This is a genomic window from Streptomyces sp. DSM 40868 (genome assembly GCF_011820545.1).
Taxonomy (GTDB): domain Bacteria; phylum Actinomycetota; class Actinomycetes; order Streptomycetales; family Streptomycetaceae; genus Streptomyces; species Streptomyces eurythermus.
In genome coordinates, this window is record NZ_CP050504.1 from 4,318,575 (window position 1) to 4,338,191 (window position 19,617).

Here is a 19,617-nt window from a genome sequence, read left to right on the forward strand (position 1 = left end):
GGTGCTCTTCTTGCTCGTCCAGCGCCGCCCCCGCCGCCGGTCAGAACGCCGGTTCCTGCTCGTGCGGCGGAGCGGCCAGGGGTCGGGCCATTTCGATGTAGCGGGCCGTTCGGGTGCGCCCCCAGTCGATGAGGACGCCCCGGGCGGCGAGTGTGGGCTGAAGGCGCTTGAGCCGGTCTGAGAGCACCTTGCCGGTGGTCGGCCAGCCTTTGGGCAGGGGACGGCACTCCTCGCCGCTGTAAAGGCCGGTGAGGCAGTGCAGCCACTCGGCGGAGGTCATCCGCTGCTCCGCCCCGGCGTCCAGGCCGGCGGCGTACTTCAGCACGGTCTGCGCCAGCAGGTCGCCCTCGATCACGTCGTCATTGAGGTCGTCCAGGCTGGCCCGGTAGGCGGCAAGTGCTCCGAGGCCGGTGGCCGCGTCGAGCTGCGCGCACAGGTGGGCGAAGTCGGCCATGCGCAGGTCGGTGGGGATGTCTGCCTGGGCCGCGCGGACCTTGACTGTGAGGTCCAGGAGGGAGCCGAGGATCACGGGCAGGGCCTCGGCGTACTCGGTCCAGAGTTCTGCCTCGGTGCGCCGGACCTTCGGCCGCTCCAGACGCAGCGGCAGGAGGCGTTCGGCAAGGTCGGGGCGGATGACTCCCACGTCGATGCCGGTCAGGAGCAGGGGGCGGCGGTAGCCGATGCGGAAGACGTCTCCGTCGGTGAACAGGGCGCGCTTGACGTCCTCGGCGCCGGTGACGATGCGGCACATGGCGTCGGACAGGTCGGGGGTCATGTGGGAGAGGTTGTCCAGGGCGGTGACCCACCCTGCCGCCACGGTTGTGGTCAGGTTCTCTTCGTCCTTCGGGGCGCGGCGCAGGTCCCCACTCATGCCCTCGACGACCCGCACGAGCATGCGCCCGCCGGTGGACTTGCCCGCGCCTTGCGGCCCGGTGAGGAACGGGGCGGGGACGGGCACGGATGGTTCCAGGCAGCCGATGAGCCAGGCGATGGCCAGGCACTCGGTCTCCGCGCTGGCGAAGTTGCACAGCCTCAGCAGGGCGTCGATGCCCTTGCCGTTAGTGTCCTTGGCCGGCAGGGGCAACTCCCCGGTGAGCTGGGTGCGCCGCCAGCACACCTCGCGCGGATCGGGGACGGTGATGTCCCAGCCGGTGGGGTGGATGCGGACGGACTGCCCGTCGTCGCGGCCCAGGTCCAGCCACGTCGCACCGTTGAATCCGGGGGCCACGCGGATGTGGACGGGCTGCACGTCCTCGGTCAGCGCGAGAGCTTCGATCAAGTCAAGTGCCTCCTTCAATGCGGTCCCGTTGAACACGCCGACCCCGTCCCTGTACAGACCGACCATGAGTTCCTGGCGGTGGCTGCCCGTCGTTCCCTGGGAGCGGATCGGTCGGGCCACGGGGTGGCCGTTGCGCTGCGCGTATACGGTTCCGTCGGCGGTGCGGAAGTACCGGAAGTGCTGCTGCGCGTAGTCCGTGATGACCTGACGCGCGGGGTTCTTGTCGTCGTCGGCCACAGTCACAGCCCCAACCGGGTGCAGGCGTTAGCCCACGCGTCGGTGCAGTGCCGCGGGGATTCGCCCTTGGCCTGCGCGGCGGTGAACAGCCGCGAGACGTGGCTGTCGGTGAGGCAGCCGCACCGGCCGTGCGTGGACAGCACCGCCAGGAACGTCCGGTACACGGTCGCGTGGACCTGGTTGCGTGCCTCGGTGATGCGCTGCTCAGCCATGCGGATGCCACGCTCCAGATAGGCCGGCGTCCGGTGCGGGCAGGACCCCCCGCCGGCCAGTACCGGCACGGTGAAGGCGCGGGGCGCGGGCCGGACCGTGGGCGGCTTCTCCACGGTCAGCGCGCGCACGGCGTCCGGCAGGGGAGCCGTGGCGCCGGTGCCGGGACCCAGGTAGCGGGCGTAGGCCATCGCGGACTTGATGTCCACGCCCTCACGGACTGCGTTCACTGAGCGGGTGGTGCCCTGGTAGATCCAGTGCTCCCCGCGCGTGGTGGCCACGGTCCGGGTCGGGGGCAGGGTCTGCCGGGCCCAGGTGATGGCCGACTCGTCGTCCAGGTCCACCACGGTCAACCCGGCCCCGCCGGGGTGGTAGGCGACCGCCACGGCCTGCCGCCACGCCGTGGCCCACAGCGGTGAGGTGAGCACGTGGGGGTCGGCGGTGGCGGCGGCCCAGCCGTGGCAGGGGGCAGGGCAGCGGCAGGGGCCGGCCGCCTTCATGTGGGGCCGGTCCCCGCACGCGCTGTCTCGGCATGCGGGGCAGTTCCCAACTGGGACCTTGCCCTTGCGCAGGGGCAGCACGGGCAGACCGATCGCCGCCAGCCGCAGGGCGGTGTGCACCAGGCTCACGCTCATGCCGCCACCCCCAGCTCGGTCGCGGCGCGGGTGGTGAGGAAGGCGTGGCCGATGAACTGGGTGTAGGCCGGGGGGATGGCCTCGGTGAGTTCCTCGCGCACGTCGGTCCAGTCGATGCCCATCGCGGCCTGGAGTTCGGGGACGGTGGGCTTGCCGCCGCCGTTGCCGTACGCGGCGACGTAGGGGCCGTCGTAGAAGCGGCCGTGCCGGTAGCCGCGCACGCGGCCCCGGTGCGGGACGTGCGCGGGCCGGCGGATGGTCCAGCCGCCCAGCTCGAAGTTGCGGTGCCGGATCACCCCGAGACCGAACATCTCCCCGCACAGGGTCAGGTCTTTGCGGATCTCCGCACGCCCGTTGGGCTGCTCGATCACGTAGGGCAGGCCGGTGGCGTCCAGCAGTTCCCGGGTGGGCGCCACCAGGTCGACGTGCGTCCCGCCCCAGCCCTGCGACCGGTTCGTGTCCACGGTGAGCGCGCATCCGTACTGGCAGGGCGGGGAGGCGTGGACGAACGCGTACCGGCCGATCTCACCCGTGGCGATCAGGTCGGCGAGGTGGGCCAGAGCATCGCCCCGGTGGTAGGGGAAGGGGTAGTTGGGCCGGTCGGCGATGTCGCACCCGTCGACCGTGAAACCGGCGCGCTCGTAGCCGGTACCGGCGCCGCCGGCGCAGCAGAACAGATCCAGCAGGCGCGGCCGGTCGCCGGACACTCGCCGGATGAGGGTGGGTTGGGTCATGCTGGGAGACCTCCACTGTTCAGTTGGATGGGTGGAACAAGGGCGGCCCCGGTTCTTGGCGGAATGGGGGGCCGCCCTTGGCGTTGCTAGAAGGGGGGTTCGGTGCTGTAGCCGGGCGGGGTCCGCCGGGGGCGGCGCGGCAGGGGCAGCAGGACCCAGCGGCGGGTTTCGTCCCAGCAGGTGCAGGGCTCCCACTCGGTGTCGATGTACTCGCCGGTCTCGGGGTCGCCGTAGTCGTAGCCGATGGCGCCCTCTCCCTCGCACTCCGGGCAGTCGGGGCGGGGGGTGTCGGTGAGGATCAAGGCCCGGCGGGGCCAGTTCCTGACCTGGAGGCGCAGGCGGGGCAGGAAGTGCGGGCTCATGTCAGCTCTCCTGGATGACGACGAAGAAGAGAGTTCCGTCGGTGGTCTCGGTGCCGATGACGCGCTGGTCAGAGGCGCCCTCATGGATCTCCGAGACGGAGTCGATGACCGGGTGGGCGTTCAGGGACTCGCGGAGCAGGTCGCGCATCGTGTCGATGTCCACGGGTGGCGTCTCCTCAGTCGAGTTCGTTGTGGGTGCGGGCGATCAGGCCCCGGGTGTGGGTGATGGTGGTCTCGTGCCGGACCGGCCCGGAGTAGTGGTGGTGGTGCACGTCCGGCACCACGCCCGTGGCGCGGCGCAGGAGGCGGGCGATGGCGAGGATGGGCACGGCGACAGCGGCGGGGGCGGCGCAGATCATGCCGATGACGGTGGGGTCGGCGTGCTCGGACGCGATGAGCAGGCCGATGGCGACGAGACCGGGCGGGACCGTGGCCAGCCCGCCGGTGAGCATGAGTCGGCCGGCGTCGACGGCTCGCTGGGACATGGGCGGGGTGCCCGGCTGCACCACCGGCGGCGTACTGCCGTAGGCCGGCACGGGGGTCTCGTCCCAGTACGCGGTCGGCACCGCAGGCACGGGCCGGTAGGCGTCGGCGATGATCCGGCGTGCTTCGGCGGCGGCGACGTCGTCGCTCATTCCGGCGGTGGCCGGCGGGGGCGTGTTGGGGGTGGTGTCGGGGTGCATGCGGAATCCTTTCCGGGGTGCGGTCAGGGAGGTTCAGGCACCCCCTTCTGGGTGCCTCGTGAAGGGGGGTTTCGGGGGTGTGACCTGCGTGCCTCCCTGACTCCCTGATGGATCATTTGTGCTGGTCAGGGCCAGGGAGGCGGGGCAGGGAGGGGGTGAGGGAGTTCTCCCTGCCTCCCTGCCCCGTCGGAGGTCGGCTCCCTGCCGTCAGGAGGCGGAAGCGGAACCGTCGGCGTCGCGGTCGGCGAGGGCGCGGAGCACGCGGTCGCGGCCGACGACCATGCGGCCGTCGGACTTGTACGGCTCGGCGCCGGCGGCCTCCAGGACGCGGGTGAGGTCGACGGGCGACCAGTCGCCGTATGCCTCGGGGTTCAGCGCGGAGAGCCGCTTGATCACCTCCTGGGTGCGCAACCGGGGCGCGTCGCCGAGGACGGTGGCGATGTCGGTGAGCGGGTCCCGCTCGGCGGTGTCGCGGGCGGTGGCGTGCAGGGTGGTGACGCCGTCGCGCAGGGCGCGGGCGCGGTCGGCGATGGCGCGGGCGTCGTCGTCGCCGATGTAGTGCGTGCGCACGGTGATGGACGCCTGACCGGCCGGGATCTCGATACCGTCCGAGGCGACGACCAGCGTTCCCTTGTCCAGGCCCTGACGGAGCAGGTGCGGGGCGGCGCCGCCGTCCACGGCCTTGTCACCCAGCGCCATCCGGGCCTGCGACTCGGTACCCAGCGCAAGGGACGCGCGGGTGTGGGCGCCCTCGCGGACCAGCTTGGGAAGGTTCTGGTCGGTGGGGTCCTGCGTGCCCTCCCACATCAGCACGTCCACGGCACGGCCCTGGTTGTGGACCTTGCGGACGGCCATGAAGTACCGGCTGGTGGCCTTGGAGCCGCCGTAGGGGCGGCCGTCCTCGTCCTTGACCGGGCACATGAACGCCACCTGGGCTTCGTCCACGATGCCGATCAGCGGCACGAACACCGTGCCCGGGTCGCGCCTGCGGGCCTCCATGCGGCGGTTCATCTCCTCCACCAGGCCCTCGACCATCTCGGTGGCCTGGATGACCTGCTCGTCGGCCGGCCCCTGGATGAGCACGGTGGCCAGCCCCTCGAACATGGCCCAGTCCCCGGCGCCCTTCAGGTCGGCGATCCGGAACTCAACCGTCTTGTCCAGGGCGGCCCACAGCGCGAGCGCGCGCAGAGCGGCCGTCTTGCCCTGGTTGGACAGTCCCGTGATGAGCAGGTGGCGCTGATACAGGCTCAGCACGGCGGCGTCGCCGCGTAGGTCCTGGCCCCAGGGGGCGCGGCCCTTCTTGTAGTCGGCGGTCAGGGTCTCGTCCGTGACCAGCGGAGAGGGGCCGATGGGCTCGTCCAGCGCGCCGGAGTCGGCGATCCACAACCTGACGGTGCGGGCCGCTTCGGGGATGGTGATGAAGACCTCGTGTTCGTGGCGGGACAGGTTCTCGGCGAGCTTGCGCCGCCTGGCCTGGACCTCGACCGTGGAGACGCCGGACGGGAGGGTGACATCGACTTCCACGCCGCATCCGGCGATCACGATGGGGGACAGCATGGCGGCGCCGGCGTCGCCCATCTCGGTGATGGCCTTGCGCAGGGCGGGGATGCCCAAATCCCGCAGGGCCTTGACCACGATCGAGGGCGTGATCGGCTCCCCGCCCCCGGTGCGGGCGCCGGCGGGCAGGGTCCACTGGGGTGCGGCCTTCTGGTGGGCGCCGACCGACCACAGGGCGAGCAGGGCCAGGAACGGGCCGATCGTCAGGGCCGGGCCCCACACCACCCGCACGATGGTGATCATCAGGTTGATGAACTCGATGACCGCCATCAGCGGGGTCACGACATCGGCGGGGTGCTTCGTGGCGACGGCCATGGCGATGCCGAGCAGGACCAGACCGCCGATGCCCATGCCCGCGCCGATGGCCGCGCCCTTCGCGGCCGTCTGCGGGGAGCGCAGCAGGTCCATGCGGCGGCGGTGGCGGGCCTCACGGAAGCGCTGCCCGCGTTCCTCCCACTCGGCAGCCGCCTCCATGTTGCCCGCGGCTTCGGCCGCGCGGAGCATGCGTTCGTAGCGGGCGGCGGTCCGGCCGTCCCACGCCCGGCGGGCCACGATCCGGGTCCCGCCGACCACGTAGAGGGAGTGCCGGACCATCGCGCGGGCGGCCGTCCGGGTCTGCTCGTGCGTGACCGCGCGCCGGATGGCCCGGCTAGAGCGCACCCACAACGGCAGCACCGGCGCCGTCGGGTCGGTCGGGGTGGGGGTGTCGTCGGTGACGATGGTCAGAGTCGGCCCCTGACCGGCACCCGAGCCGCCGGAATCGGGGTCGGGGTCGGGGGTCTTGTAGAGGTGCACGACGTTGCCGCTCATCGGCGGGTCTCCTGACTGCCCCCGTCGATCCCGGGGGCGGAAAGCGGGGGAGGCGGCCTAGGGGGCTCGATCCGCGAACGGAGAACCCCCGGGACCACCGGGAAGAACGGGGCACCCGGGTGCGGGCCGCGCGACGCCGGCAGCGCGCGCGGCCCGGCACGGTCACCACCAGAAGGACTTCTTCTTCGGCACCAGGTAGGGACAGCCGTTGATCATGTGGTCCACGCACTGCGGGCAGTCCTCACGCGGTGCGAGGTGGCGGTGTACGCGCTTGTCGTGGGCGTGCTGCCAGCACTGCGGGCACTCACCCGGCGGCGTCTCCTGCGCGGTCACGGTCACCACCACCCGGACGACTTCTTGGCCGCCTTGGCGGCGGCGGCCTCGTTCACCACACGCTGACGCTCGGTGCGCAGGGCTTCGATCTCCGCGCTCAGCCGGGTCTCGGCCGCCTGCCAGGCGGTGTCCATCTGGCGGTCGGCGCGGGCGGTGCCGTTGCCCCGGTGCAGGCTGTACGCCCCACCGGCCACGGCCCGCAGGATCGCGCGGCGCTCACGGCCGTCCAGCGGCCACAACTCCCGCTCGCGCACGGCCTTCAGCTTGCGTTCGGTCTGCTGGATCTCCCGGTCCAGCCGACGGGTGTCGGGCTTGCCCATCAGGCACTCCTCGGGAACTCGGCCGGCTCGGGAAAGGCGCAGGGCACGCAGACGCCGAGCCGTGAAGGGATGACGTAGCCCGCATCGGTGCCGCACTGCGGGCAGACACGACGCGCGGCGTTGGCCTTGGCCAGCGCCGCCCGCTTGGCCGGCGTCATGGGCCGTACGGGCTTGGCCAGGTCAACGCGGTAGAGGTAGGCGACCAGCGGGCCCCGGCGGCGGCGCGGCCGTTCGAGCTGCGCCGCCACCCCCTGCCCACCCGGGCGCAAGCCCTGCGCCCGCAGCTGGCGGTAGGTGGCGTAGCCGTCCGGGGCCAGGCGCCACCGGAACACCGGCAGCGCCCCCATCACGCGCTCGCTTCCTCAGCCGGCGCGGTCTTGCCCAGCAGGACATCGCGCAGCATGCGGGCCCGCTCCGGGGAGATCCGCATCTCCCGGCGCAGCCGCTCCGCCGTGATGTCCTTCTGCGGCCAGCCCTCCGTCAGCTCCATGGCCTCGGTCAGGAGCTGTTCGGGCGTGCGGCGCGGACGGGGCGACTTCGCCGACTCCGGCACCTTGAAGGTCATCCGGTGCGGTCGAGTCGACTCCGCCGCCACCGGTCGCGTACTGCGGATCGGCGTGACCGAGGCCGACTCGATCGGGGCGGCGAGAGCGCGGACGGGCTTGAGGGGGAGGGTCGATTTCCCGGCATCGACCGGGATGGGATCGGGCACCGGAAGCCGGGTCAGCGTGACCGTGACCGGGGTCGATTCCGGCACGTCAGCCGTCGACTGAAACACCCCGCTCTGGGTCGATTCCTCCGCATTTGAGTCGGCGGTGTCGATCGGGGCGGCGGTCGGCGGTGCGGGCGGTTCGATCGGGGTGGTGAACATCTCCGCCAACGCAGCGTCCGCGCCCGAGGTGAGGCGTTCGCGCTGCACGTCGATCAGCCGCACGCCCAGGGTGTGGTCGCCGGTGCCGACCTTGCGGGCCAGGCTCCAGGACCGGCGGTCCGACCACGTGCGGTGCCGCTTGCTGGGGTGGTTGGCGGCCACGGCCCGGTGATAGGCCAACCGCCGCACGACGGCCGCCGTGCGGGCCTCTGCCTCGGCGTCGCGGCCGTCGGTGTGCACCACGATCCGCCGGGCCAGGAACGCCATGCCCTCCGCCGAGACGCACATGCCCATCGGGGTTACCGCGTAGATCACGGTCCGTCCGGCGTCCGGGCCGGCCATCGCCGCCATGACCGATGCGGCGGCCGGCAGCGCCCAGAGCCCGAGGCGGACCATCCGGGGCGAGGACTGCCCCAGCATGGTCAGCCCCAGCAGGACCAGCCCGAGAACGGCCGTGGCGCCCTCACCGGCGGCCACCGCACCGAGCGCGGTGCCGGTGCCGTAGGCGTGGCCGATGTTGGAGAACGTGCCGTACCCGCCGAAGCCGCCGACAGCGGCCATGATGACGAACGCGGCCCCGAGCACCACCTTCTGGGCCCGTGTCAGCTTGCGGTTCATACCGCCCCCCTGCCGTCGGTCCAGGGGGTGTAGTTGACCGGCAGTTCGGCCGTCCAGGTGTTCAGCCTCTCGGCCGCCGGCCCCAGTTCGTGGCCGTCGATCAGGACGCATTCCAGGATGATTCGCGCCTGGCTGGCCCGGTCGTGCATCAGCACGTGGTAGGCGCGCTCGTCGGCGTCGGTCAGCCCCGGCAGCGGGAGCTCCAGCGCGCCGTGGACCGCGCGCAGCAGCGCCACGGCCGGCGCCGGAAGAGAGTCGGCACGGACATACGGTTCGCTCATGCCGCACCCCCGACCGTGAGCAGGGCGGCGAGGACGAGCAGGGCGCCGCCGGCCAGGGTGAGGTCGACCGCCCGGCGCAGACCCGTGAACTTGGCGACGGCCAGGCGGGACAGGCCCGCGATGTCGGCGGCCAGGTCCCGCGAGACAGCCGCGGTGACTTCCTCGGGGGTCAGGGTGGCCCACAGCGGGAAGCCGTGCCGGCCGCGAATGTTCGGGCGGACCGACCACAGCAGCAGACCGGCCGCCGCGAGCAGCGCCAGCATGCCGGCGCCGCCGGTGATGCGGGCGGGCCAGCCCAGGGCCAGGTCGTGGCCGACCGTCCAGGCACCGGCGAGAACGGCGCCGACGAACGCGAGCAGAAGACTGGTCTTGCCGTCGGTCCGCGCGATCTCCGATTTCACCTCGGCGAGCGCGGCCATCAGGTCCCGTCCGGTCGTGGCGCTCATGCCGCACCCCCGATCAGGCTCGCCGCCGGCATGCGGCTGGCGGGAGCGGCCAGCACCCGCAGCGCGCGGCGCAGCAGCGGCCGGTGCGCGGCATACAGGGTGCGTCCGGCGGCGCGGATCGCGGTGTCGAGCTGGTCGAGGGACCCGAAGGGGTACCAGGTGGCGTCCAGGGCGTCATCGGCGCCGACGGCGGCCACCGTGGCGGGCAGCAGGTACAGAGCGCTGGTGGAGGCCACCCAGGCGTGGTCCGACTGCCGCCAGTCGTCCACCAGGTCCCGGCCGAGGATGACCGGCTCGTGGTCGGAGAGGTCGACGCCGGTCTCCTCCAGCAGCTCCCGCCTCAGCGCGTCCGGCGCGGTCTCGCCCGGGTCGACCATCCCGCCCGGGATCGCCTCCTGCTCGATGTCACTGCGAGTGATCAGCAGCACCCGGCGGTCGGCTCCGGCCCCCGCGACCACGATCGGGTCTGCGGCCTGGTTCTCGCCCCACTTGCCCAAGTTGCGGCCGGTGCGACCGGTGCGCCCCAGCGGGTGTAGCGGCCAGCCACGGTCGTCCAGCTCGTACGGGAAGAGCGCGTCGGCCTGGCGCTGGGGCCAGTCGTGGACGTCGGCCGGGGTCGCCGCCGCCTCGGCCCAGTTGGGCACGTGCTGGGCCAGGGCGGCGGGCAGCAGCTCCGGGGGCGTGACGTCGGCCGGCGCGTACTCGGGCCAGGGCACCGACCAGCTACGCAGTTCGGCAGGGATGACCTTGCTGATGGGCGTGGTGCTCATGCGGCACCCCCCGCCGGCACCGTGACGGTGCGGTTGGCGAGCGCGGCCCGCTCGGCCAGCACCCGGCGGCGGGCCCGGCGCATCCGGCGCTCGTCCAGCTCGCTGGGGGTGCGGTCCAGGGTGATGATGTGCGCGTCGAGCAGGTCGACGTCCGCCAGGATCAGCGGCATCTCCTGCTCGATCGCGTCCAGCTCCGCGCTGGTGGGCTCGATCCAGTCCGCGAACGCGGTAACAGCGTCCTGAACTGTGACGATGAGGTCCATGGGTCGTGGTTCCTCTCCAAGGGTGAACGGCCCGAACAGCGGCTCCCGGGGTGCCACCCGGGAGCCGCGCGCCGTTGAAGTCGGTAGATCCGGCTCCCCACGCCCCGCCCGTACGACCGACGCACCGAGTGCGTGACCGGACGGGCGAGGGAGGCAACCAGCCGCAGCAGACGAGCTGCGAGCGGTGATGGACCGTGCTTGCTGTCCAGGCGCCGCCGACCGGTCCGTAACGGGCGGCGCTCAGGGTTTTCGTCGGTACATCAGGAGTCCTTTCGACGAGGTCAACAGTGGTGAAGCACTGCAAGGGGGATCGCGTCCCCACTCTCCGGCCGTTGCTCGCGGTCGCCGGGCCACCTCGCCAGTACGGGTCGAAACCCTGTTCCACCTGGCCTTTAGCGGGATTGCAGCGTCCCCGCCCTGTGCATCCGTGCAGGTCAAAGCAGTCGCGAAAGGCTCCCGTCCTGCTTAGGGGGGGTTACCGCCTCGCTTGATAGGTACGGTAGGCAAACCTGGGGTCCCCGCGCAACCCCCTCTCGCGATAGAGTCAGTTAGACCCCCTAGGCGAGGTTGGGAGACGCATGCAGAACGAGATGGAGAAGGTCGCGGGGATCACGGACCCCGTCGATCGCGCGAAATCCGCAATTGACCTGATGGCGCGGTACCAGAGCCACGTCAACGAGCTGTCCCGCATCCGCCGGGAGGCCATCGAAGAGGCCCAAGCATCCGGGATGACCCAAGCTGAGATCGCGAAGCGACTCGGAGTCAGTCGCGGGCGTGTTGGTCAGCTCGCTTCCGCCGGCCCGCCCCCAGAGCGCGCCTTCTTCGGTACGGACCTGGTGACCGTGTCGCTGGGCGGCAAGTACGAAGCAGGCAAGGGGCCCGACCAGCACCCCAGTGAGGTAGTCACCCGGGAAGATCTCTCCAACTTCGAACACCTGCGCAAATTGCTGGGTGGCATGAAGCTGGACACGCAGTACGAGGTGATTCCGCCGACCGGCATCGTCAACCTGAACCGGGACAACCATGTCGTCATCTGCGGCCCGCGGCTGTCCCCGATCCTGGCGCAGGTTCTGGAAGGCGACGACAACCTGCGGTTTGCCAAAGACAGGGCGTGGCACCTTGTGGACCAGGTAGCCGGCAAGGAGTACAGGTCACCCGAAGACGAAGACGGCTCGGCCGGCGACATCGGCTATCTGGGACGGCTCCCCCGCCTGGACGGCAAGGGGACGTTCCTCTACATCGCTGGCATCCATGCCATCGGCGCGAACGGCGTCGTCCACTTCCTGGAGAACAACTTGGCAGAGATCTACCGCGAGGTACGCACTCGCCGCTTCTCTACCTTGATCTCTTGCCGCTACGACCCGAAGACGCTCGAAGTGCTGGAGAGTCGACGCGTCACCCCGCTGTACCGACACGAAAGTTAGGGACATGCGCGTCGCAATCGACACCCACCCTGGTGGAGCCGCTCCTAATGAAGACTGGGCGGCCGGCACCCCATCCCTTGCCGTCGTGCTGGATGGGCTCAGCACCGCAGGTCTGGACACCGGATGCCGTCACGGCGTGCCGTGGTACGTCGCTCATCTCGGGAGCCGATTGGTGGCCACCCTCGCCGACCCGGACCGCTCACTCACAGATGGTCTCGCGAGCGCTCTCGAACAGGTAGCGGCGCTCCACCCCGAATGTGACCTCGGCAACCCAGGAACGCCATCCGCCACCGTGGCAGTTCTTCGACAACGGGACGAGACCCTGGACCACCTGGTTCTAGCGGACTCCCCCATCGTGCTCGAACGGCACGATGGGCTCACAGTGCTCACCGATCTCCGTGTAGATGAGGTGCTCCCCGAGCTGCGAGCGGAGGTGGAGCAGCACGAGACGCACACGGTCGAGCACCAGGCAGCATTGCGACGCTTCGTGAGTGCACAGCGGCAGACACGCAACACCCCTTCGGGGTACTGGGTAGCAGCCGCCAGCCCAGAAGCAGCAGAACACGCGCTGGTAGGTAGCTCCTCCGTGAAGGACGTACGAGCCGCAGCAGTTTTGTCCGATGGCGTCTCACGCCTCGTCACCGAGTACGCCATGGCAACGTGGTCCGAGGTCTTCGCGATGCTGCGGAAGGGAGGCCCACGGGAGTTGATCGACACCGTCCGGAAGGTTGAAGCGACAGACCCGACCGGGCGGCGCTGGCCACGCTACAAGTCGGGGGACGACGCCACCGCAGTGTTCTGCCAATGGTGATCGCTGCCGGTCGGCAGGGCTGGAAGAAGGCGACCTCGATCTGAGTTCGCGAACCCTACTGAGGCCCCGAGGGGCTCCAACGCGCCGCATGTGGGGGAGGCTGACTAAAGCGCTCCCCCCGACCCGGACATGTGAAGTGCGTCACTCATGCTTCGGATGCGTTGGCAACCGCCCTTGCGACCTCCTCGGCACGCACCCCAGGCGACTGCCCCTAAATGCCGTACGGACGGATAGTGCAGCCGTGCGACGGGGTCGCATGGTGGGGGCAACATGGATGCCCACAACCTGCGTTAACGCTATTTCAAAGTGCAACACAGGTCGCATCGCTGTACTGTTCAAACCCGCTCTAGGCATTGCCATGCCATGCCTAGAGCGATACAGCGAAAGACTTCACTTTTGCAAATCATGGGCTTCTTGACTACTGCCGGAACGATGCGCGCTCGGGCTCAATACGTCACTCTGGGGTCTCCAAGCCAGCGGCGTACCGCCCCGCTCACTTTTGCCGGCGGACGGGGCAGTACGCCTGACTCCACGAGGGAGCCAACATGAGTGTTGCTCACTGCCTACCGCAGTCGTCAACTGACTCTTCGATCCGTTGGATCGTTCTTGTGATCGTGGTGCTTGTTGCCGCAGCCTGGCCCGGCGCCGCACAAGTGTTGGGCGTGGCCGCCAGTGCCGCAGTCATTGTTGGCTGGGGAGAACGCGGCTGAGTTCGTCGGCATCGTCTCGCGGACTTGATCTCGTTGTCCTGATCGTTGTCCAGTTCACCAGCGGTCGCCACTGTTCAACCACGTTCGCGGATGCTCTCTGACCTGCTGTGCGAACCTCTACGAACAGCCCCGTACGGCCACACGCACAGTTGGAAAGCGTGTTGGGGGCAACCCCTCACGAGTTCGAATCTCGTATCCTCCGCCAGTGCCTCACCGGGCACGTTGTCGAAGGGCCCCACCGTTCGCGGTGGGGCCCTTCGACGTGCGCCGGCCGGGACGGGACACTCACCGCCCCACCCGTACCGGCGCCGACACCGTCACCTGGTCCAGGGCCGAGACGCGGACCGTCGCCTTCAGGGTCCAGGTGCCGGGGAGGGGGAGGGTGAAGGCGTCGGTGGCCCAGTAGCCGCCGCGGTCCGTGACGCGGGTGTCCAGGGGGCCCACGCGCCGGTCCGGGAGTGTGAGGGTGACGCGGAGTTCCGGGATCGCGGAGAGGCCGCCGTCGGGGCCGTAGACCACCGCTTGGACGGAGTTCCGGCCCACTCGGCCGGGGTCCAGGGTGATCTGGACCTTGCCGTGCCCGCCGGGGGTGCCGGTGTCGAAGGGGAGCGTGGTGACGGAGGCGGTGGGGATGCCCGTCGCCGGGGCGGTGACGGCCCGGGCGGACTCCGTCGCCGCGCGGCCGGGGGCGGTGCCGGTCAGCAGGGTGGTCAGGGCCAGGACGACCGTGGCCACGGCCGCCTCCGCGAGCACCGAGCGGCGCAGGGCACGGGGGTGCGGGACCGTGGGCGCCTTGGTCGGGCGGGTGGTCCAGGCGCGGGAGCAGGCCGCCGCGAGGAGCAGCACGGCGACCGCCGCAAGTTTGGCCAGCAGGATCCGCCCGTACGTGGTGCCGGTCAGCGCCTGCCAGGAGCCGAGACCGCGCCAGGACTGGTAGGTGCCGGTCAGCGCCAGGACCGTCACCGAGGCGGTCGCCAGCCGGGAGAAGCGGGCCGTGACCGAGGCGGGCAGGCCGTCCGGTGCCGGGACGCGCCGCAGCGTCCACAGCAGCGCGGCCAGACCGCCCAGCCAGGCCGCCGTCGCCAGCAGGTGCAGGGTGGCCGAGACGATCGCCACCGGGACCTGGATGCCGGCCGCCGCGTGGCCGGAGGCCGGCCAGGTCAGGGACAGGGCGACGGCGAGGACCGCGCCCGCCGCCAGGGTGGTGCGGCGCGGGAGGCGGACGCGGCGCCGGCGCAGCAGGACCGCACCCGCGGCCACCAGGAGCAGCAGCCCGATGCGGGCCAGGAGCAGCAGGCCGGGGCGGGTCGTCGCCGTGCGGGCGAGGGCGGTGGCGGTGAGGGCGGTCGCCGGGGAGGTGCCCTGCTCGTACGGCGCCCGCAGGAGGTAGGCGGCGGCCGTGGCGGCGAGCAGCGTGCCCGCGGCGGCCAGGGCGGGGGCGCACAGGTGGGCCGCTCTGGGCGGGCGGCAGTACGCCACGAAGGCGGCGGCGCCCAGGAGCAGGGCCAGGGAGAGGTAGGCGAGGTGGCGCGCGACCGTGTACAGGGCGGTGGTGGCCGGGTCCTCCGCCGGGGGCGGGGCCGGCGGGGCCGCCGTGCGCTCGCCCACCGAGAAGGTGAGGGCGCCGGACACCGGGTGGCTGTCGGCCGACACCACCCGCCAGGCCACGGTGTACGTGCCCGGGGCGAGGCGGGCGGGCAGGGTGATCCGGGCGGTGTCGGAGCGGCCGGGGGCGTGGTCGGCGGGGGCGGTGCGGACCCGGTGGTTGCCGGGGTCGTAGACCCGGAAGGAGTCGGCCGGCAGCCCGACCGACTCGCTGAAGCGCAGGGTCACGTGCCGGGGTGCGGTACGCAGGACGGTCCCGTCGGCGGGGTCCGTCGCCCGCAGCACGGCGTGCGCGGAAGCGGGGGCGGCCGCGGCCAGGAGCAGGCCGAGGAGGAGGACGGGGAGCAGGACGGGGAGCCGGAGGCCGGCCAGTGGCGGGCGGACGGGGCGGCGGAAGACCGGCTGCCGGCGCACACCTGGCCCGAGCGCCGGCAGCCGGCGGTGAAGGAGCCCGAGCGCGGTGGACCGGCACGCGAAGTCCCGTGGGGCATCGCGTCGTGGTGGTGTCGCCTCTGCGCCGCGCTCCACCCTCGGCCTCCGTCCGTCGCCTCGTGTGCCCGCGTCCCCTGACAGGGCCCCGGGTTACGTACGGAGGGAACGGCCGGTGTGCTCACCAGGTCGGGCGGGACGTCACCCCGCCGTCCACCACCAGGTCGTGCCCGGTGATCCAGGAGGCGAGCGGGGAGGCGAGGAAGGCGCAGGCGTCGGCGACGTCCTCGGGGCGGCCCAGGCGGCCGGCCGGGGCGGCGGCGAGCCAGCGGCGTACGCCGTCCGGCCAGGACTCGGTCAGCCCGGGCCGGTCGATCAGCCCGGGCGAGACCGTGTTGACGCGGATGCCGTCGGGGCCGTACTCCAGGGCCGCCGCTCGGGCGTGCATGACCACCGCGGCCTTGGCCGCGCCGTAGTGGGCGTGGCCGGGGGCCGGGTGGGCGGCCTCGATGGAGGCGATGTGGGTGATGGTGCCGCCGTCGTGGGCGCGCATATGGGCGGCGGCGGCCTGGGTGCAGGCGAAGACGCTGGTGAGGTTGGTGTCGACGACCGTGCGCCAGTCCTCGGCCGTCAGCTCCGGGAGCGGCTGGACGGGCTGGACGGCCGCGTTGTTGACGAGCGCGGTCAGGTGCCCGCCGGACCAGGCCGTCGTCTCCTCGACCAGGCGGTGGCAGGCGGTCTCGTCCGTCAGGTCTGCCTGGAGCACGACCGCCCTGCCGCCCGCCGCCCGGATGCGGTCGGCCACCTGGGTGGCGGCGGCGAGCGCCGTACGGCAGTGCACGGCGACGGCCGCGCCGTGCTCCGCGAAGCGCAGGGCGATGGCGCGGCCGATGCCGCCGCCCGCACCGGTCACCAGCGCGGTCTGTCCGTCGAGCAGGGGTGCGGGGGGAGACGGGGTCATGGGCGGCACAATTCCGTGATCAGCGGTGCCTCGGCCGGGTAACGCGCCGTGAGGTCTGCCTGGTCGCCGTGTTCGTAGTCCGCGTAGGTGAATCCGGGGGCCATCGTGCAGCCGAAGAACGTCCACGCGCCGCCCGCCACCACCCGCGCGCCCATCCAGGTGCGGGCCGGCACGGTCAGCTGGAGGTGCTGGCCGGAGCCGGGGTCCGGGCCGAGGACGGGCCTGCCGGTGGTGCCGTCGGGGGCGAGGAGCAGCAGCTGGAGCGGGTCGCCGAGGTAGAAGTGCCAGACCTCGTCGAAGGGCAGCCGGTGCAGGGCGGAGAAGTCGTCGGCGGTGAGCAGGGCCACGATGGCCGACCCCTCGGGGCGGCCGTCCGGGCGCTCGGGCCCGGCCCAGGTGCGCCGGAACAGGCCGCCTTCGCGGGGAAGGGGTTCGAGGCCGTAGCGGGCGGTCAGCTCTTCGGGCGTCGTCACCCGGGGAAGGCTACCGCCCGCTCCAGGAAGGCGAGTTGGGCGTGCTTCTCGGGCAGGTACACCTCGGGCAGGTCGACCTCGGGGAGGACGACGGCCGGGCCGCGGGTGAAGCCCTGGCGTTCGAAGCGGGCGATCGCCTTGGCGTTGCGTACGTCCGGGTCGATCACGATCCGGGGCCGGTCCAGGACCCGCAGCACGTATGTCGCGATCGCCTCCACCAGGCCGGACGTCCAGCCGGGGTGCGGACCGTCGGGACCGGCGGGGGCGAGGAGGAGGTGGACGCCGAGGTCGCCGGGGCGGACGTCGTAGCACTCGCCGACCCGGTCGGCGGACGGCTCGTAGGTCTGGAAGAGCGCGGCCGGCTCGCCGTCCTTGGTGACCAGGTGGGCGTGGTGGGTGTCGAGGCCGGCCATGTGGGCGTATATCTCGGCGACCTGGTCCCTGGTCAGGCCGTTCATGCCCCAGAACACGGCGCGTTCGTCGCTCACCCAGGAGTGGATCAGCTCCGCGTCGCCCTCCGGGTCGACGGGGCGGATACGGACGGTGCCGAAGCCGTCGATGTGCTGGACGTGCAGGTCGGTCATCGGGTTCCTCGGGGTGTCGGGGATGGTTCGCTCGAGGGTGAGCCGGGCCCAGTCGGTGACCACCGGGGCGAGTTCGCCCTGGAGCCACAGCGGGAGCTGGTCGTGGTGGTGGGGGCTGCCGGGTACGCCGTCGGCGCCGAAGGGCACCACCCAGCGGCTGCCCTCCCGGTCGGCCAGGTCCCAGACGTAGCGGGCGGCCGGACCACGGGCGGCGCGGTCGGTGACGCCGGGGACGGCCGAGGTGCACAGCACGCAGTCGTGGTCGCCGCCGAGACCGGGTTCGGCGGCGTCGGCGGCCGGCTGCCCGGGCAGCGCCCGCCAGGGGGCCAGCCGGTGGGTGGCGGACCAGGGGCGGTCCGGCGGTGCGGCGGCGACCTCCTCCAGAGCTTCACGGACGGCGGCCGTGCGGTCGATGTCGTACAGCTCCTTGGCGTCCAGGAGGTGTTCGAGGGCGTGGCCGACGCGGGGTACGAGGGCCAGCCAGGGCAGCAGGACCTCCGGGTAGGCCGGGGGCTCGGCGAGCGGGGCGAAGACCGGGTGCGCGGCGAGCCGGCGTACGACCGCGTGGCGCAGCGCCGCGAACGCGGCGGCGTCGGTGCTGTCCGCGTCCATCCGGCGGTCCCAGTCGAGCAGGCGGTCGCGGAGGGCCGCGGCGGCGGGGCCGAGGCCGGTGAGGGCGGTGAGGCGCTCCAGCAGCGGGGCGGCGGAGCCGAGGTGGGTGTCGGTGTGGATGGCGGCCATGTCGTCGGCCGTCCAGGTACGGCGGGTGTCGAGCAGGGCGCCGATACGGGCGGCGCGGTGGGGCGGGGCGAACTCGACGCCGAGGGGGGTGGCGAGGCCGCGGGCGTTGGCCATCACGGCGATGCCGTCGGTGGTGGGCGGGTCGGCGTACGGCGTCTCGTGCGTGCCGAGCCAGTCGTGGCCGGGGAGCCAGGCCGGTACCGGGTGGTGGCGGTTGGCCTCGGCGCGCAGGGGGACCTTTCCGGCGACGCGGTGCAGGGTGCCGCCGGCGGTGTCGGCGGCCTGGACCACGTTGACCGGCTCGGTCCAGGCGTCCAGGGCGCGGTCGACGTCGGTGACGGTGCGGGCGCGGAGGAGGGGGAGGAGGGCGCCGAAGCCGAGGTCCTCGGTGACGCGGGGCGGGTAGCGCAGGGCGAGTGCCTCGGCTTCGCCGTCGGCTTGGGGTGCGTACGGCGGCTCCTCCCCCGGAACGGTGATCGCGTCCAGCCCCTCCGGGCCGCCGGCTATCACCGGCCCCCGGGGCGTCTCGACGATCTCTATTTCCAGCGGTGGTTCGGACGCGATGTGGACGGTCTCCGTGTGGCGGGTGGCGCGTCGCCAGGTGCCGTCCGGGCCGAGGGCCTCGATGCCGGCGCCGGTGCGGCGGAGGCGCTCGCGGTAGAGGTCCTGGTAGTCGGCCATGGCGTTGGTGATCGCCCAGGCGACCGTGCCGGTGTGGCCGAAGTGCGGGATGCCGGGCACGCCGGGGACGGCCAGGCCGACGACGTCGAACTCCGGGCAGGCCAGGCGGATCTGCTGGTAGACACCGGGGTCCTCGATGAACCGGTGCGGGTCGCCGGCCAGCAGCGCCCGCCCGGTGGCGGTGCGTTCGCCGGTGACCAGCCAGCCGTTGCTGCCCGCCGTGCCCGTCCCGTCGGTGGCGAACAGGCCGACGGCCTCCGGGCCGAGGTGCCGTATCGCCTGCTCGCGCCAGAGCTTGGCGGGGAACCCGGCGAACAGGATGTGCGTGCCGAGCCAGACCGCGAGGGGCGTCCAGGGCTGCCAGCGGCCCGGGGCCAGTCCGGTGCGGGCGAACTCGGGGGCGCGGCGGGCGCCTTCGGCCAGGCCCTCGTTGACGCCGGCGACGTACGCCCGTACCCAGTCCGCCGTCTCGGCGTCCCGGTGTTCCAGCGCGGTGAAGCAGCGGCGGGCGGTGTCCGCCAGCCGGGCCCGGCGGGCGAAGACGTCCCAGGACAGGGCGTCGGCGCCGAGGAAGGACGCGGACGTGCCCTGCGCCCGGTGCCGTTCGACCTCGAGCTGCCAGGCCCGGTCGTGCGCGGTGACCAGGCCCTGGGCGCGGGCGAGTTCGCGGGTGTCGGACGCGCGCAGGTGGGGGACGCCCCAGGCGTCGCGGTGGATCTCGATGGCCACGGGGGACCCCCTAGGAAATTTTAGGTTAGCCTTGCCTAAGTATTTTCTGTGGCGGAATCG

Annotated in this window: 21 protein-coding genes; 2 read left to right on the top strand and 19 right to left on the bottom strand. The window is 72.3% G+C overall.

Annotated features, from left to right (window positions below; all coding sequences use genetic code 11):
* Window positions 1-40: 40 nt before the first annotated feature.
* The 15 genes from HB370_RS19620 to HB370_RS19690 all read right to left on the bottom strand — a co-directional run bounded on the left by HB370_RS19620 (window position 41) and on the right by HB370_RS19690 (window position 10,409).
* Window positions 41-1,516, bottom strand: coding sequence for a hypothetical protein (locus tag HB370_RS19620; RefSeq protein ID WP_030785994.1), 1,476 nt, complete (start codon window positions 1,514-1,516; stop codon window positions 41-43).
* 2 nt (window positions 1,517-1,518) lie between these two features.
* On the bottom strand, window positions 1,519-2,361 hold the full coding sequence (locus tag HB370_RS19625) for a bifunctional DNA primase/polymerase (protein ID WP_030785998.1): 843 nt from the start codon (window positions 2,359-2,361) through the stop codon (window positions 1,519-1,521).
* Complete coding sequence (locus HB370_RS19630) at window positions 2,358-3,095, bottom strand: DNA cytosine methyltransferase (RefSeq protein WP_030786001.1); 738 nt, start codon at window positions 3,093-3,095, stop codon at window positions 2,358-2,360. The genes HB370_RS19625 and HB370_RS19630 overlap by 4 nt, the downstream gene beginning before the upstream one ends.
* Window positions 3,096-3,181: 86 nt before the next feature.
* Window positions 3,182-3,457 (bottom strand): hypothetical protein, encoded by a 276-nt coding sequence (locus tag HB370_RS19635; RefSeq protein WP_051815877.1) that lies wholly within the window; start codon window positions 3,455-3,457, stop codon window positions 3,182-3,184.
* Between the two features lies 1 nt (window position 3,458).
* Complete coding sequence (locus tag HB370_RS19640; protein ID WP_157855597.1) at window positions 3,459-3,620, bottom strand: hypothetical protein; 162 nt, start codon at window positions 3,618-3,620, stop codon at window positions 3,459-3,461.
* A 13-nt stretch (window positions 3,621-3,633) separates the two neighbouring features.
* Complete coding sequence (locus HB370_RS19645) at window positions 3,634-4,140, bottom strand: hypothetical protein (RefSeq protein WP_030786006.1); 507 nt, start codon at window positions 4,138-4,140, stop codon at window positions 3,634-3,636.
* A 207-nt stretch (window positions 4,141-4,347) separates the two neighbouring features.
* The gene (locus tag HB370_RS19650) at window positions 4,348-6,507 is read right to left on the bottom strand and encodes an FtsK/SpoIIIE domain-containing protein (protein ID WP_030786009.1); all 2,160 of its coding nucleotides are present in this window, start codon (window positions 6,505-6,507) and stop codon (window positions 4,348-4,350) included.
* 162 nt (window positions 6,508-6,669) lie between these two features.
* Complete coding sequence (locus tag HB370_RS19655; protein WP_030786011.1) at window positions 6,670-6,846, bottom strand: hypothetical protein; 177 nt, start codon at window positions 6,844-6,846, stop codon at window positions 6,670-6,672.
* Window positions 6,843-7,160 carry a hypothetical protein gene (locus tag HB370_RS19660; RefSeq protein ID WP_030786013.1) on the bottom strand — a complete coding sequence of 106 codons (318 nt, stop codon included), beginning with the start codon at window positions 7,158-7,160 and terminating at the stop codon, window positions 6,843-6,845. The genes HB370_RS19655 and HB370_RS19660 overlap by 4 nt, the downstream gene beginning before the upstream one ends.
* Window positions 7,160-7,507, bottom strand: a complete 348-nt coding sequence (locus HB370_RS19665) for an RRQRL motif-containing zinc-binding protein (protein ID WP_030786015.1) — start codon at window positions 7,505-7,507, stop codon at window positions 7,160-7,162. Before HB370_RS19665 ends, HB370_RS19660 begins: the two co-directional genes overlap by 1 nt.
* Entirely contained in the window at window positions 7,507-8,649 is a 1,143-nt protein-coding gene (locus HB370_RS19670; RefSeq protein ID WP_030786018.1) for a hypothetical protein, read from the bottom strand. Before HB370_RS19670 ends, HB370_RS19665 begins: the two co-directional genes overlap by 1 nt.
* Entirely contained in the window at window positions 8,646-8,930 is a 285-nt protein-coding gene (locus tag HB370_RS19675; protein ID WP_030786020.1) for a hypothetical protein, read from the bottom strand. The genes HB370_RS19670 and HB370_RS19675 overlap by 4 nt, the downstream gene beginning before the upstream one ends.
* Window positions 8,927-9,376: a Pycsar system effector family protein gene (locus tag HB370_RS19680; RefSeq protein WP_030786023.1), complete on the bottom strand. Its 450-nt coding sequence runs from the start codon at window positions 9,374-9,376 to the stop codon at window positions 8,927-8,929. Before HB370_RS19680 ends, HB370_RS19675 begins: the two co-directional genes overlap by 4 nt.
* Window positions 9,373-10,146, bottom strand: a complete 774-nt coding sequence (locus tag HB370_RS19685; protein WP_030786026.1) for an NUDIX domain-containing protein — start codon at window positions 10,144-10,146, stop codon at window positions 9,373-9,375. Before HB370_RS19685 ends, HB370_RS19680 begins: the two co-directional genes overlap by 4 nt.
* Complete coding sequence (locus HB370_RS19690; RefSeq protein WP_030786029.1) at window positions 10,143-10,409, bottom strand: DUF6284 family protein; 267 nt, start codon at window positions 10,407-10,409, stop codon at window positions 10,143-10,145. The genes HB370_RS19685 and HB370_RS19690 overlap by 4 nt, the downstream gene beginning before the upstream one ends.
* Window positions 10,410-10,987: 578 nt before the next feature.
* On the opposite strand from HB370_RS19690, the gene HB370_RS19695 reads away from it, so the two are divergent.
* Both HB370_RS19695 and HB370_RS19700 read left to right on the top strand, forming a co-directional pair.
* Window positions 10,988-11,833 (top strand): sigma-70 region 4 domain-containing protein, encoded by an 846-nt coding sequence (locus tag HB370_RS19695; protein ID WP_030786032.1) that lies wholly within the window; start codon window positions 10,988-10,990, stop codon window positions 11,831-11,833.
* A 4-nt stretch (window positions 11,834-11,837) separates the two neighbouring features.
* Window positions 11,838-12,644, top strand: a complete 807-nt coding sequence (locus HB370_RS19700) for a protein phosphatase 2C domain-containing protein (RefSeq protein WP_030786036.1) — start codon at window positions 11,838-11,840, stop codon at window positions 12,642-12,644.
* Between the two features lie 995 nt (window positions 12,645-13,639).
* On the opposite strand, the gene HB370_RS19705 is transcribed toward HB370_RS19700, so the two are convergent.
* The 4 genes from HB370_RS19705 to HB370_RS19720 all read right to left on the bottom strand — a co-directional run bounded on the left by HB370_RS19705 (window position 13,640) and on the right by HB370_RS19720 (window position 19,557).
* A complete protein-coding gene (locus tag HB370_RS19705) occupies window positions 13,640-15,331 on the bottom strand; it encodes a copper resistance protein CopC (protein WP_030786039.1) in 1,692 nt (563 codons plus the stop codon).
* 238 nt (window positions 15,332-15,569) lie between these two features.
* Entirely contained in the window at window positions 15,570-16,349 is a 780-nt protein-coding gene (locus HB370_RS19710; protein WP_030786042.1) for an SDR family NAD(P)-dependent oxidoreductase, read from the bottom strand.
* On the bottom strand, window positions 16,346-16,822 hold the full coding sequence (locus tag HB370_RS19715; RefSeq protein ID WP_030786044.1) for a cupin domain-containing protein: 477 nt from the start codon (window positions 16,820-16,822) through the stop codon (window positions 16,346-16,348). Before HB370_RS19715 ends, HB370_RS19710 begins: the two co-directional genes overlap by 4 nt.
* The gene (locus HB370_RS19720; protein WP_030786046.1) at window positions 16,819-19,557 is read right to left on the bottom strand and encodes a GNAT family N-acetyltransferase; all 2,739 of its coding nucleotides are present in this window, start codon (window positions 19,555-19,557) and stop codon (window positions 16,819-16,821) included. Before HB370_RS19720 ends, HB370_RS19715 begins: the two co-directional genes overlap by 4 nt.
* Window positions 19,558-19,617: the final 60 nt, after the last annotated feature.